This is a genomic window from Nonomuraea sp. NPDC004354, from assembly GCF_053602555.1.
In genome coordinates this window covers 412656-425001 of record NZ_JBSGDV010000005.1, presented here as the reverse complement: position 1 = coordinate 425001, position 12346 = coordinate 412656, and the positions used below count along the sequence as shown (strand labels likewise).

Annotated in this window: 15 protein-coding genes; 10 read left to right on the top strand and 5 right to left on the bottom strand. The window is 72.5% G+C overall.

Features of this window, described 5'->3' with window-relative positions:
- The first annotated feature begins 100 nt into the window (after positions 1-100).
- Positions 101-1078, top strand: a complete 978-nt coding sequence (locus ACWENQ_RS19270; protein ID WP_452415422.1) for an aldo/keto reductase — start codon at positions 101-103, stop codon at positions 1076-1078.
- Between the two features lie 184 nt (positions 1079-1262).
- Here ACWENQ_RS19270 and ACWENQ_RS19265 read toward each other — a convergent pair whose 3' ends face one another.
- The 4 genes from ACWENQ_RS19265 to ACWENQ_RS19250 form a co-directional block, all read right to left on the bottom strand.
- Positions 1263-1802, bottom strand: coding sequence for a hypothetical protein (locus tag ACWENQ_RS19265; protein ID WP_452415420.1), 540 nt, complete (start codon positions 1800-1802; stop codon positions 1263-1265).
- Between the two features lie 261 nt (positions 1803-2063).
- On the bottom strand, positions 2064-3035 hold the full coding sequence (gene cydB, locus ACWENQ_RS19260; RefSeq protein ID WP_354908362.1) for a cytochrome d ubiquinol oxidase subunit II: 972 nt from the start codon (positions 3033-3035) through the stop codon (positions 2064-2066).
- An 8-nt stretch (positions 3036-3043) separates the two neighbouring features.
- The gene (locus ACWENQ_RS19255) at positions 3044-4426 is read right to left on the bottom strand and encodes a cytochrome ubiquinol oxidase subunit I (RefSeq protein WP_452415418.1); all 1383 of its coding nucleotides are present in this window, start codon (positions 4424-4426) and stop codon (positions 3044-3046) included.
- Positions 4427-4591: 165 nt separating this feature from the next.
- Positions 4592-4864, bottom strand: coding sequence for a cytochrome P450 (locus tag ACWENQ_RS19250; protein ID WP_452415416.1), 273 nt, complete (start codon positions 4862-4864; stop codon positions 4592-4594).
- A gap of 74 nt (positions 4865-4938) precedes the next feature.
- Between ACWENQ_RS19250 and ACWENQ_RS19245 the strand changes: the two genes are divergently transcribed.
- The 6 genes from ACWENQ_RS19245 (at position 4939) to ACWENQ_RS19220 (ending at position 9991) form a co-directional block, all read left to right on the top strand.
- Positions 4939-6042 carry a TetR/AcrR family transcriptional regulator gene (locus ACWENQ_RS19245; RefSeq protein ID WP_452415414.1) on the top strand — a complete coding sequence of 368 codons (1104 nt, stop codon included), beginning with the start codon at positions 4939-4941 and terminating at the stop codon, positions 6040-6042.
- Positions 6043-6089: 47 nt separating this feature from the next.
- Positions 6090-6803 carry a TetR/AcrR family transcriptional regulator gene (locus ACWENQ_RS19240; RefSeq protein WP_452415413.1) on the top strand — a complete coding sequence of 238 codons (714 nt, stop codon included), beginning with the start codon at positions 6090-6092 and terminating at the stop codon, positions 6801-6803.
- Entirely contained in the window at positions 6800-7750 is a 951-nt protein-coding gene (locus ACWENQ_RS19235; protein ID WP_452415412.1) for a VOC family protein, read from the top strand. The genes ACWENQ_RS19240 and ACWENQ_RS19235 overlap by 4 nt, the downstream gene beginning before the upstream one ends.
- Before the next feature lie 126 nt (positions 7751-7876).
- Positions 7877-8467 carry a hypothetical protein gene (locus ACWENQ_RS19230; RefSeq protein WP_452415411.1) on the top strand — a complete coding sequence of 197 codons (591 nt, stop codon included), beginning with the start codon at positions 7877-7879 and terminating at the stop codon, positions 8465-8467.
- 32 nt (positions 8468-8499) lie between these two features.
- Positions 8500-8646, top strand: a complete 147-nt coding sequence (locus tag ACWENQ_RS19225; protein ID WP_452415410.1) for a hypothetical protein — start codon at positions 8500-8502, stop codon at positions 8644-8646.
- A gap of 142 nt (positions 8647-8788) precedes the next feature.
- Positions 8789-9991, top strand: coding sequence for a hypothetical protein (locus tag ACWENQ_RS19220; RefSeq protein ID WP_452415408.1), 1203 nt, complete (start codon positions 8789-8791; stop codon positions 9989-9991).
- Positions 9992-10034: 43 nt separating this feature from the next.
- On the opposite strand, the gene ACWENQ_RS19215 is transcribed toward ACWENQ_RS19220, so the two are convergent.
- Positions 10035-10178, bottom strand: coding sequence for a hypothetical protein (locus ACWENQ_RS19215; RefSeq protein WP_449922157.1), 144 nt, complete (start codon positions 10176-10178; stop codon positions 10035-10037).
- A 76-nt stretch (positions 10179-10254) separates the two neighbouring features.
- On the opposite strand from ACWENQ_RS19215, the gene ACWENQ_RS19210 reads away from it, so the two are divergent.
- From ACWENQ_RS19210 to ACWENQ_RS19200, 3 genes are all read left to right on the top strand, one after another.
- Positions 10255-10734, top strand: a complete 480-nt coding sequence (locus ACWENQ_RS19210) for a MarR family winged helix-turn-helix transcriptional regulator (RefSeq protein ID WP_452415407.1) — start codon at positions 10255-10257, stop codon at positions 10732-10734.
- A gap of 35 nt (positions 10735-10769) precedes the next feature.
- On the top strand, positions 10770-11396 hold the full coding sequence (locus ACWENQ_RS19205) for a pentapeptide repeat-containing protein (RefSeq protein WP_449922161.1): 627 nt from the start codon (positions 10770-10772) through the stop codon (positions 11394-11396).
- A 163-nt stretch (positions 11397-11559) separates the two neighbouring features.
- On the top strand, positions 11560-12315 hold the full coding sequence (locus ACWENQ_RS19200; protein WP_452415406.1) for a nucleotidyltransferase domain-containing protein: 756 nt from the start codon (positions 11560-11562) through the stop codon (positions 12313-12315).
- Positions 12316-12346: the final 31 nt, after the last annotated feature.

Genomic DNA, 12346 nt, shown 5'->3' with positions numbered 1-12346 from the left:
TGGCCGCCGCGAGTGCCGCCCTACGGCGCCGACATCATCGGCGGCGGCGTCGACCCCACGTCGCGAGCCGCGACGATCGAACTCGTCCCGAGAGGCGATCATGAAACACACCACGCTGAGAGACCTGGACGTCTCCCGCATCGGCCTGGGCACGATGGGCATGTCCTTCGGCTACACCGGCGCCGGCAGCGACGACGCCGAGTCGATCCGCACCATCCACCGCGCGCTGGAGCTGGGCGTCACCTTCCTCGACACCGCCGAGGTCTACGGCCCGTACGTCAACGAGGACCTCGTCGGCAAGGCCCTGAAAGGCCGTCGCGACCAGGTCGCCGTGGCGACCAAGTTCGGCATGATCTCGCACACCGGCCGCGGCCCCGGCCGCCTCGACAGCAGCCCTGCGAGCATCCGCACCGCCGTCGACGGCTCGCTCAAGCGCCTGGGCACGGACCACATCGACCTGTACTACCAGCACCGCGTCGACCCGGACACCCCGATCGAGGACACCGTCGGTGTCCTTGCCGAACTCGTACGGCAAGGCAAGATCCGCCACATCGGCCTGTCGGAGGCCGGGCCGGAGACCATCCGCCGCGCCCACGCCGTCCACCCCGTCACCGCGGTGCAGTCGGAGTACTCGCTGTGGACCCGTGACGTCGAGGAGCGGGTGCTGCCGGTGGTGCGCGAGCTGGGCATCGGCTTCGTGCCCTACTCGCCGCTCGGGCACGGTTTCCTCACCGGCGCGATCCGCTCGCCCGAGGAGTTCGACGAGGGCGACTGGCGCAGGACCAGTCCGCGCTTCATGGGCGAGAACTTCCGGCGCAACCTCGCTCTCGCCGACGAGGTGCGGGCCGTCGCGACCGCGGCCGGGGCCACTCCGGCGCAGGTCGCGCTGGCCTGGCTGCTGGCCAAGGGCGAGCACATCGCCCCGATCCCCGGCACCAAGCGGGTCTCGCGCGTGGAGGAGAACATCGCCGCCGACGGCATCGAGCTGACCGCCGAACAGCTCGCCAGGCTCGACAGCCTGCCCCCGGCCGCCGGCGCGGACCACAGCGAGGAGCAGATGCGGATGATCCAACGCTGACGACCGGCCACGCCGGGCAGCATGGCCTGCCTGGTCCACGGCACGGCGGCCGGGGGATTCGAGGGGATCCGAGAACGTCAGCGGTCTGCCACCACGGCCACCGGGTGGTCGATCTGCGGGCGGGGGAGCAGACGGCGCGGGCCCGCCCCCGGTTCCGGGGGCGGGCCCGACGGCGCGGCGGTCGCTACTTCAGGTAGGGATTGCGGCGGACGATGTCCAGGCCGCCCCACCACGTGCCGAGGCCGAGGGTGTTGCCGGCGCCGGTCATGGCCAGGCCGATCAGCACGATGGTGTAGACGATGTGGTCGTCCATGAAGGGGTTGGTGGCCAGCGGCAGTTGCGCGGCCCACATCAGCATCAGCATCAGGCCGCCGGCGGCCGCCGCGACACGGGTGCCGATCCCCAGGACGAGCGCCAGGCCGATGCCGAGCAGGCCGGCCATGAAGAGCCAGTCGACCCAGGCCTGTCCGGCGAGGCCGGCGAAGAGCCCGCCGAGCGCGTTCTCGCCCGTGCCCTTCAGGAAGCCGGTGGTGGGGCTGCCGCCGTTGATCCAGGCCTTGGCGGCGGGGGTGGCGAACCCGAAGCCGAAGGTCTTGTCCAGGAACGCCCACAGGAACACCCAGCCGAGCGCGATGCGGGCGACGGCCCACACGTAGTCCACCGGGCGTTTCTTCGGCGTCGCGGGGGCGGGGGCGGTGATGCGCTGTGCGTGGATGGCGGTCATCGCTGCACTCCTTGTTTTGGGGTGCTTCCAGCACACCGCCTGCGCGCTCCGCGGGGCAGTGCCGGAAGGACTCGCTGCGGAAGGACCTTCGGCCCGTTCGGTCCGGGACTTCCGCCGCACCCCGCTCCTCTCCAGCCGGAACGCCAGGCCCCGGCAACGCGCAGGGCCGCCCCGGGTGGGGGCGGCCCAGACGTCAGCCGGGCCAGGCGGCCAGGCTCTCGCGGCGGCGCTGATGGACCGGCGCCGGCTGCTCCAGACGCGTCAGGAGGTGACGGCTCCGGTCAGGCGCCGGCGGAAGACCCAGTACGTCCAGGCCTGATAGGCCAGCACGACAGGGGTGAAGACGGCCGCGACCCACGTCATCACCGTCAGGGTGTAGGGGCTGGAGGCGGCATTGGTCACGGTCAGGCTGTTGGCCGGGTCCAGCGCGGGCATCACGTCGGGGAACAGGTTGCCGAACAGCGTGACCACCAGGGCGACGATGGCGAGCGCGGTGCCGGTGAAGGCCCAGCCGTCCCGGCCGCGCAGGGTCGCGCCGACCGCGGTCACCAGGCCGCCCGCCGCGACCACCACGGCGATCCAGGTCAGCGGGTTGTCCACGGTGAGGACCAGGAACAGCCCCGCCAGGACGGCGGCCACCGGGCCGAGCAGCCGGGTCACCCGCGTGGCCCGCTGCCGCAGCTCGCCGGTCGTCCGCAGGGCCAGGAACGTGGCCCCGTGAAGGGCGAACAGCGCCGCCGTGGCGATACCGCCGAGCAGGGCGTAGGGGTTGAGCAGCGTGAGGAGGGTGCCGGTGTACTCGTGGTCGGCGTCCAGCGGCACGCCGCGCACGACGTTGGCCAGCGCCACGCCCCACAGCACGGCCGGGCCGAGGGAGCCCCAGAAGAACGCGCGGTCCCAGCCCTTGGTCGAGGTGGACTTGTTGCGGTACTCCAGCGCCACGCCGCGCACGATCAGCGCCAGCAGGATGAGGAACAGCGGCAGGTAGAAGCCGCTGAACAGGGTGGCGTACCACTCGGGGAAGGCGGCGAAGGTGGCGCCGCCGGCCACCAGCACCCACACCTCGTTGCCGTCCCACACCGGTCCGATGGTGGCGACCATGGTCCTGCGGTCGGCCGCGCTCCGTCCCAGCACCGGCATGAGCATGCCGACGCCGAAGTCGAAGCCTTCCAAGACGAAGTAGCCGGTCCACAGCACGGCGATGAGCAGGAACCAGACGGTGGTGAGTTCCATGGTGTTCCTCAGTAGCTCGGGGCGGGGACGGCGTCGGGGTCGGACTCGAGCGCGGGCTGCTCGTGCGGGCCGATCCTGATGAACTTGACCAGCAGCCGGATCTCGATCACCGCGAGGATCGCGTAGGCCAGGGTGAAGCCGACCAGCGTGATGGCCACCTCGGCCACGTCCACGCCGGGCGAGACGGCGGCGGCGGTGCGCATGATCCCGAAGACCGTCCACGGCTGGCGGCCCACCTCGGTGAAGATCCACCCCATCGTGTTGGCCGCGAACGGCAGCGCGATCCCGGCGAGCGCGACCCGGTAGAACCAGCGCGACTCCGGCAGCCGTCCGCGCCGCGTCAGCCACAACCCGGCCAGCGCCAGCAGCGCCGACAGCGCGCCGAAGCCGATCATCAGCCGGAAGGTCCAGTACGCGATGCCCACCACCGGCCGGTAGTCGCCGGGGCCGTACTGCCGCTCGTAGCGGGCCTGGATGTCGTTGATGCCCTCGACCTCGCCGTCGAGGGTGTCGGTGGCCAGCAGGCTCAGGCCGTACGGGATCTGGATGTTGATGTGGTTGCGGCCGTTCTCCACGTCGCCCACGGCGAACAGCGAGAAGCCGGCGGCGCGCTCGTCCTCCCACAGCGCCTCGGCGGCCGCCATCTTCATCGGCTGCTGCTCGGTCATGATCTGCGCCTGCCAGTGGCCGGAGAAGGCCACCCCGATCGAGGAGATCATGGTGACGACCATGGCGAACCTGGCGGAGGTGCGGAACAGGTCGACGTCTCGCCCGCGCATCAGGAACCAGGCGCTCACGCCGAGGACGAAGGCGCCGGCGGTGACGAACGCGCCGAAGATGACGTGCGGGAAGGTGACCAGGGTGGTGGAGTTGGTCAGCACCGCCCAGATGTCGGTCAGCTCGGCGCGGCCGTTGTTGATGCGGTAGCCGACCGGGTGCTGCATCCAGGAGTTGGCCGCCAGGATGAAGTAGGCGGAGATGTTCGTGCCGATCGCGGCCACCCAGATGGTCGCCAGGTGCAGCCGTGGCGACAGCCGGTCCCACCCGAAGATCCACAGGCCGAGGAAGGTCGATTCCAGGAAGAAGGCCATGAGCCCTTCCATGGCCAGCGGCGCGCCGAACACGTCACCGACGAAGCGGGAGTAGTCACTCCAGTTCATCCCGAACTGGAACTCCTGCACGATGCCGGTGACCACCCCCATCGCGAAGTTGATCAGGAACAGCTTGCCCCAGAACTTCGTCAGCTTGAGGTACTTCTCCTTGCCGGTGCGGTGCCAGGCGGTCTGCAACCCGGCCACGAGGATCGACAGGCCGATGGTCAGGGGGACGAACAGGAAGTGGTAGACGGTGGTGATACCGAACTGCCATCGCGACAGATCAAGGACATCCATGCCTGACAGCGTCGAGGTCGCGCCTGGTGCGGGCGTAGGGCCGGCCGACCCTGCGCGCCGGGACCTTGGTCCTTTCCGCCTGATCAGGCGCCATCTGGGCGGGGTGGCGGAGCGAGTGTGCCGGCCACCCTGTGCCGTGTCCCGGCCGCCACGGGCCGTCGCGGGTCAGACGGTCACCGGCAGCGCGGCCAGGCGCCAGGTGCCGGGGTCGGGCAGGCGCCCGCCGTGCTCGCCGGGGGCCGGCGCCAGCCGGGGGAAGCGGCGCAGCAGCGCGCCGAGCGCGACCTCGGCCTCGACGCGCGCCAGCCCGGCCCCGAGGCAGAAGTGGGGGCCGTGAGCGTAGCCGAGGTGCCCGGGCGCCGCCGGGACGCGGGTGACGTCGAGCGTGTCGGGGTCGGCGAACACGCGCGGGTCCCGGTTGGCGGATGTTCTGAACATTCAGATGATGATGCCATTCGGATGGCGGCACTATCGTGGATCTCCCAGGACGGCAACCGCCGACGAGGAGGACGATGGGCCGGCTCAGCAGGGCAGAGACGCAGGAACGCAACCGCGCCAAGGTGCTGGCCGCGGCCAGGGAGGAGTTCGCCGAGCGCGGCTTCCGCGACGCCAAGGTCGACGGCATCGCCGAGCGGGCCGAGCTGACCCGCGGCGCGGTCTACTCCAACTTCCCCGGCAAGCGCGCGCTCTACTTCGCGGTCATGGCCGAGCTGGCCGAGCGGCCACCGGACCCGCCGTACCAGGAGCCCGGCCGTACGGCAGGCGAGGCGCTGCGCGCCTTCGCGCGCGCCTGGCTCGCCCGGCTGCCCCTGGCCACCGACGACCCGCGCGGCCAGGCCAGGCTCGGCATGGACGTGCTGCCGGAGGTGCTCGCCGACGAGCGGACCAGGACCGCGTTCGCGCAGCTGATGCGGCTCGACGCGATCCTGCTCGGGCTCGCGCTCGAACGGCTGGACCTGGGGGATGGCGGGCGCCGGGTGCGCGCGGCCGAGGCCGTCCTGACCACCCTCCACGGCGCGAGCCAGCTGGCCGCCGCCGCGCCCGGCTTCGTGGAGCCCTTCAACGTCGTCACCGCCTGCGAGCGGCTGGCCGGCCTCGACCTCGACGACCGATGGCCGCCACCGCACCTGGCCTGGGCTCCAGAGGCGCGACCGGCCGGCGAGCCGTGGGCGCCTCCGCCTGCGCTCGACGCCGTGACGGGCCGGCCCGTACCGCTGGCCGACGACGGCGTGGTGGCGGTGCTCGGCCTGCACCGGCTCGAGGCCGCCGAGGAGGCGGTGCGGGCGGCGCCCCCGGGAACGCGGGTCACCGCCGTGGTGGTGACCGGTGATCCGGCGGAGCTCCTGCCCCTGGCGAGGCTGGCCGTGGCCGAGGTGACCGGCTGCCTGCGCCAGGCGTTTCCCGCCGCGGCCCAGCCGCCGCTGGCCGTCGTCTGCGACGAGTCGGGCACGCCGGCCGCGGCGGCCGGTGTGCAGGGGGCCGGCGCGCAGGGGGCCGGCGACGGAACCGAGGTGGCCGTCCGTGTGGAGGCGGGACGCGTGGTCGCGCGCGCGGAGGGCAGGGGCGCCTGCCATGCCGTCGCCTCCACGGTCCCGTCGCGGACCACGCTGTTGTGACCAGTTTGCTAATGTGGTCATGAGTCACTGGTCATAAAGGAGGGCTCATGACCGCACCACCGGGCGCCGCCGAACGGCGGGCGCGCGCCGACCGCATCCTCGACGCCGCCAAGGACCTGCTCCTGCGCTGGGGATACCGCCGGGTGACGATCGACGAGATCGCCAAACGCGCAGGAGTCGGCAAGGGCACGGTCTACCTGCACTGGCGCTCCCGCGAGCAGGTGTTCCTGGCCGTCGGGGCGCGCGAGGCGGTGGCGATGATCACCGAAGTGGTGGCCGCGATGCGCGCCGACGCCGCCGAGATCGCGCTGCACCGGTACATGCGCAGGTTCTTCGTGACGGCGATGGAGCGGCCGGTGCTACGGGCCATCTTCACCAGGGACGCCGACACCATGGGCGCCTTCCTCGACAGCCCCGCGCGCGGGCCGCTGGAGGGTGCCAAGCTGCTGGCCTCGCGCGACTACCTCGGCGTGCTGGCCGAGCACGGGCTGCTGCGCGAGGGCGTGCGCCAGGAGGACCTGGACTACGCGCTGCCCACGATCGCCTACGGATTCTTCGCCATCGAGCCGCTGCTGCCGCCGCAGCTCACGCTCGGGCTGCAGGACAAGGCCGACCAGCTGGCCGTCACCCTGCACAGGACGTTCGGCCCGGAGCGGACGCCCACCGGAGCCGACTGCGCGCCGGCCGCGGACAAGGTGATCGGGATCTTCGAGCGGCTCGGCCGCGACTTCGAGCAAGCGGCGTACGGAGGCGACGCATGACCGTGCTGGGCCTGCACCACGTCGGCCACATCGTCAGGGACATGCGGCAGGCGGTCGAGCGGTACGGCACGCTCGGCTTCACCCTCCCGCCGGCGGCCTACCCCGTCCTGCCCCCTGCGCCCGGCGCGCCCGCCGAGCCGTTCGGCGTGGCCAACACCCACGCCTACTTCCCCGGCGACTTCGTCGAGCTGGTGACGCTCGCGGGCAGCGCGGCCACGGGCGCGATGCCGGACGACGCCCGGCCGATCCCGCTGCGTGTTCCCGACGACCGGCTGCCCGGGATCGTGGCGGCGATCCGCAACACCACCGCGAACCTCACCGCCTGCCTCGACCGGTTCGAGGGCGTGCACATCCTCATGTTCGACACCGACGACGTCGGGCGTGAGGCCGTGCGGCTGGAGGAGCAGGGCGTGGAGCACGGCGGCGTGCACGCCGTACAGCGCCCGGTCGAGACCGAGCACGGCACCAGGATGGAGCCGGTGCGCTTCCTGGAGCTCGACGGCGCCACGCCGGGGCTGGTGGCCGAGGGCAGGGTGGGGCTGGCCGAGAACGGCGGGTCGGACCACGGACCGCACCCGAACGGAGCGGTGGGCCTGGTCGAGTGCGTGCTGTGCGTGGCCGACGCCGAGCTGCCGCAGGCCGAGGAACGGTACGCGCGTTACCTCGGGCTGCCCGCGCGCGGCGAGGGCGGGGCCAGGGTGTTCGGCCTGCGCGACGCCGACATCACGCTGGTGGGCGCATCGGCTCTGGGACAGCTGCTGCCGGGGGAGCGGCCTGCCGCCCTGCCGGGGTTCGCGGCGTACACGGTGGCCACCCGCGACCTCGGCGCGACCGAGCGGCTGCTGCACGGCAGGGGAGTGCCGCTCGGCAGGACGGCCAGGGGCGAGATCTTCGTCCCGGCCGCCGCCGCGCTCGGCGTCGCCGTCGTCTTCCGCCAGGCGAGCTGACCTTCCACTCACCCGGGCCGGGCTTCGAGGAGGCTGAGCGCAGAAAACAGCGGCAGGGAGTCGATCTTCCGCCCGCTTCCGACGAACCCGGTCCGGAATGACGGACCCGGCCTATACGGTCCCGGCATGAACTCCACTTCCGCGAACATGTCGGGACCGTGGCTGGAACAGCTGACCGGCGCCTTTGAGATCCTGCTCGGCCGTCCGCTGGCGAGTTTCGACGCCGACGCCGTCTATGCGACGTTCTTCGGCGGCAACCTCATCAACGAGCTCGGCTTCGCGCGGGACGCCGTCTGGGTGAACCCGGCTGCCCTGCGCGGCGTCGAGCCGGTCGTCTGGGACTGCCCGATCTTCGACCTGGACGAGCCGCTGCTGGAGTTCGACGCGAGCCGGTCGGTCTTCGAGTTCGACAAGGCCGGGCTGCCGCCGGAGTTCGAGGCGGATCTCGCGGCGGCGTGCTTCGCGGGCCGGCTCGTCCTGGGCGGCGACCTGGCTCCCCTGCTGGCGCGGTACGACCTCGCCGCGTCCGATCTGCGCGACACCTGGACCGTCTGTTACCCGCGGCTGGCTCGGACGGCACGCTCTTCGACGCGATGCGGGTCGCCACGGCGCTCGGCACGGGCCCCGAAAGCCTCCTCCCTCTCGAGGCGGAGGCGGCCGAGGAGTGGCAGGAGGCGCTGGCCGCCCTCACGCCGCCCGAGCTGTTCGCCCACCTGAGCTTCTTCTGCACCGACGGCGAGGAGGGGCTGATGTACCTGCGGACCGAGCGGTCGGGCGGCGACCTGCTCGCCGACGAGGGCTGCACGCTGATCGCCAACTGGGAGGAGGGTCAGAGCCAGGTCGAGTTCGCGGTCGTCCAGGTCGGCGAGCTCTTGGCAGGGCCGCGCCCGTCCTGAAGCACGGTGCCGTACTCCCTCCGGCGGCGAGGCGGCGTGCGCTCCCGTCCACCAACTCAAGACGATCTACCGGTTCGGTCTAACGAGAGGCCCCAGGAAAGCGGCAGTATGGGACAAAACTCCCCAAGGTAGGGATACGCCAATGATTGAGATCGACGTTCCGATCTGGGCCGCCCGCCTGCGCGTTCTGCGCGAGGGGCAGCTCTGGAACCGCCGGGAACTCAGCCGGCGGCTTGCCGACGTGGCGGACGAGGAATCACGCGACCGGCTGCCCGCGCCGGAGGCACTCACCGAGGAACTCCGGCGCTGGGAGGCAGGAGAGCGACGGCCCGACGAGCGGTACGCGGAACTGCTCTGCCGCGCGTTCGGCGTGGACGAGGCCACGCTGTTCGTCGGGGACGCGGCCGGCACCACGCTGTGGCACTACCTCACGGGCATCCCCCTGCTGCCGGGCATGTTCGCGGCGGAGGAGGAAGAGCGCGCCGGCCGGGCGATCGAGACGCCCGATCGGGCCGACGAGGAAACCGTCCGGTACTTCAAGGCGCTGGTGGGCGCCTACACCCGCGCCGACCGCCGCCCCGCAGCCCTGGGCAACGCCCTGCGGAGCGTCTTCGCCGGCATCGAGGGGTTCCGCCGCGACGCCGGCTCATCGGCGAGACGCGCGTTCTTGCTGCTCGCCGCCGAGAACGCGGAGCTGATCAGCCGCATGGACCACGAGGCCGGCGATCCGGATGGGGCGCTGGTGTGGTCGGACGAGGCCATCAGCGACGCCCACGAGGCGGCCGACGTGCTGCTGGAGGCCTACACCCTCGCCCAGCGGGGCGGCCTCTCCGACACCACCGATCACCCCGACCAGCTGGTCGCCATCGCCGTCGCCGCCCGCGAACGCGCCGCGCTCCCTCCGCGGGTGGACGCGCTGGCGCGGCACCACGAGGCGCAGGGGCACGCGCTGGCCGGAGACCTGGACATGTGCCGGCGCCGGCTGGAGGAGTCGGCCGAGTCGCTGGCGGTGCCGGGCGACGACACGCCGTACGTGATCGACTGCTCCCAGGAGGCGCACAACACGTTGTGCGCCGGCTGCCTCGTCGATCTCGGCCAGGCCACCGGCGCGATCGAGATCCTTGAGAAGGAACCGCCGCGGACGGTGTCGACCTTCGCCACCGCCTTCGCCCTGGCTCGCATGGCCCACGCGTACGCCGAGGCCCACGAGCGGGAGCGGTCGGCCGAACTGGCCGGTCGGGCCCGCGCCCTGGCCAGGCAGACCGGCGCCCAGCGGGCCATGCGCGAGCTCGCCAAGGTCCACATCCCGCCCCAGCGGGCCGGTCACCGGCGCATCCTGGTGTGAGCGGTGCCGGGGCGCCCGGAGGACGGGCGCCCCGGCACCGCCGCTAGCCTTCCCCACGGACGCCCCGGGCGAGCTCGGCGGTGAGGGCACGGAGGGCCGCGAGCCCGGCATCCTGGTCGGGGGCCTCGAGAAGGGCCTCGACCAGCGCGGAGCCGACGATCTCGGCAGCCTGCTCGGGCGTGGACACACCGATGTCGTCGACCGGCTGCTCCGTCGTACGGGCCGTAGCGAGCCGAAGGCGCCGGGTGCGAGAGACTGGTGGGGTGACCATCGAGAACGGCCGCCCCGCTCCGCCTCCCACCAGCAGTCCCTCCATCGTGCTGCTGACGCTGGCACGGCAGATCGAGACCGAGCTCAACGCCGTCCTGGCCCCGCTCGACCTCACCGTCAGCAGGCTCGGGCTGCTGGCTCACATCGCCATGATGCCCGGCGTGTCGTTCAGCGACCTGGCGCGGATGTCGGGGACGACGGTGCAGAGCGTCCACGCCGCCGTGAAGGTGCTGGCGGGTGCCGGGCTGGTGCGCGACAACACCGCCCGCGCCGGGTCCGCGTCGGCCATCGAGGTCACGGCGGACGGCTCACGCCTGCTCCAGACGGCCCAGGAGGCGGTGACCCAGGTCGACGACCGGCTGTTCGGCCCGGGCGGGGACCCGATCCGCCGTCAGGTCGGCGATGCCGTCCGCGCGGCCTTCCAGGGCGGCGAGCCGCGTCCCGCAGGAGGAACCGGCCGCAAGAGCGCCTGAGGAAATGTCGGCGCTCCCGTCTAGGCTCTCGACCCATGACGGCTGACCGCAAGCACGGCGTCCCGGCACCGCCGACCGACTCCACCGTCCGCTCCGCCGACTGGGACAGCCGCGACCTGTCGGGCGAGCAGCACCGGCGGGTCGCCTTCGTCGACGTCGACCTGACCGAAGCCGTCAGCAGGGGAGCCGAGTTCGTCGAGTGCACCTTCCGCGGCTGCCGCTTCAACGCCTCCACCCACGAGGAGACCGGCTTCATCAACTGCACCTTCACCCGGTCGTCGTTCTTCGACGCGACGTTCACCAGGTGCAAGTTCGTGGGCAGCATGTTCGACGGCTGCACCCACGACCTGATGAAGGCCGACGGAGGCGACTGGTCGTTCGTCGGGATGCCGGGCGCCGACCTGCGCAAGGCGTCCTTCACCGGGGTGCGGATGCGTGAGGCCGACCTGACCGGTGCCCGCTTCGCGGGGGCCACGGTGCGCGGCGTCGACCTGTCGGGCGCCTGGCTGAGCAAGGCCGACTTCACCCGCTGCGACCTGCGGGGCAGTGACCTGTCCTCGCTCGACCCCTTCGGCGCCGAGATCGCTGGGGCGGTCATCGACCCGGTCCAGGCCGTCACGCTCGCCACCAACCTGGGGCTGACCGTCCGCGACCAGGGCTGAGCGGGAAAACCGCTTGCCGCAGGAGGCGGGCGGGTCGGTAGGGTCGGGGCCATGAAGTGACGACACCGGCACCCCCTGCGCCCGACGCCGTCCGAGCCGTTGCTCCGGCGTCCGTCCCGGGTGCCCTCGACCGCCGTCATCCACTTCACCCGATCGGACGCTCATGACCGACGACATGTTCCTCACCCTGGTCGCCGACCGCCTCGCTGCCCTGCCCGCCGTACGTGCCGTCTCCCTCGGCGGCTCGCGCGCTCAGGGCACCCACACCCCGGACAGCGACTGGGACCTGGCCGTCTACTACCGGGGCGGTTTCGACCCGGCCGATCTGCGCGCGGTCGGCTGGCCCGGCGAGGTCTCCGAGATCGGCGGCTGGGGCGGCGGCGTCTTCAACGGGGGAGCCTGGTTCACGATCGACGGCCGCCGGGTCGACGTCCACTACCGCGACCTCGACGTCGTCGAGCACGAGCTCGCCGAGGCCCGGCAGGGCCGCTTCCGCTGGGAGCCGCTGATGTTCCATCTCGCGGGCATCCCCAGCTATCTGGTGGTCGCCGAACTCGCCCTCAACGACGTCCTGCGCGGCACGCTGCCCCGCCCCGGCTATCCGGAGGCCCTGCGTGAGACGGCCCCGCGGGTGTGGCGCGACCGGGCGGACCTGACTGTCCAGTACGCCGCGGCCGCGTACGTCCCGCGCGGCCAGTCCACCGAGGTCGCGGGGGCGCTGGCCACCGCCGCCATGCAGACGGCGCATGCGGTGCTGGCGGCGCGCGGCGAGTGGGTCACCAACGAGAAGCGGCTCCTGCAGCGGGCCGGGCTGCGCGGCGTCGACGCGATCGTGGCAGGACTGCGGCCGGAGCCCGACGCCCTCGGGCAGGCGGTCGCGGCGGCGCGGAAGCTGTTCGCCGCCGCCGTCCAGCGGTGAGCCCGGGGTTCGATCCGGCCAGGACACGGAC

What these genes read in the sequence shown, in the direction of transcription:
- ACWENQ_RS19270 (WP_452415422.1), top strand. Translation starts at nt 101, where the DNA reads ATGAAACACACCACGCTGAGAGACCTGGACGTCTCCCGCATCGGCCTG.
- ACWENQ_RS19265 (WP_452415420.1), bottom strand. Translation starts at nt 1,802, where the DNA reads ATGACCGCCATCCACGCACAGCGCATCACCGCCCCCGCCCCCGCGACG.
- cydB (WP_354908362.1), bottom strand. Translation starts at nt 3,035, where the DNA reads ATGGAACTCACCACCGTCTGGTTCCTGCTCATCGCCGTGCTGTGGACC.
- ACWENQ_RS19255 (WP_452415418.1), bottom strand. Translation starts at nt 4,426, where the DNA reads ATGGATGTCCTTGATCTGTCGCGATGGCAGTTCGGTATCACCACCGTC.
- ACWENQ_RS19250 (WP_452415416.1), bottom strand. Translation starts at nt 4,864, where the DNA reads ATGTTCAGAACATCCGCCAACCGGGACCCGCGCGTGTTCGCCGACCCC.
- ACWENQ_RS19245 (WP_452415414.1), top strand. Translation starts at nt 4,939, where the DNA reads ATGGGCCGGCTCAGCAGGGCAGAGACGCAGGAACGCAACCGCGCCAAG.
- ACWENQ_RS19240 (WP_452415413.1), top strand. Translation starts at nt 6,090, where the DNA reads ATGACCGCACCACCGGGCGCCGCCGAACGGCGGGCGCGCGCCGACCGC.
- ACWENQ_RS19235 (WP_452415412.1), top strand. Translation starts at nt 6,800, where the DNA reads ATGACCGTGCTGGGCCTGCACCACGTCGGCCACATCGTCAGGGACATG.
- ACWENQ_RS19230 (WP_452415411.1), top strand. Translation starts at nt 7,877, where the DNA reads ATGAACTCCACTTCCGCGAACATGTCGGGACCGTGGCTGGAACAGCTG.
- ACWENQ_RS19225 (WP_452415410.1), top strand. Translation starts at nt 8,500, where the DNA reads ATGTACCTGCGGACCGAGCGGTCGGGCGGCGACCTGCTCGCCGACGAG.
- ACWENQ_RS19220 (WP_452415408.1), top strand. Translation starts at nt 8,789, where the DNA reads ATGATTGAGATCGACGTTCCGATCTGGGCCGCCCGCCTGCGCGTTCTG.
- ACWENQ_RS19205 (WP_449922161.1), top strand. Translation starts at nt 10,770, where the DNA reads ATGACGGCTGACCGCAAGCACGGCGTCCCGGCACCGCCGACCGACTCC.
- ACWENQ_RS19200 (WP_452415406.1), top strand. Translation starts at nt 11,560, where the DNA reads ATGACCGACGACATGTTCCTCACCCTGGTCGCCGACCGCCTCGCTGCC.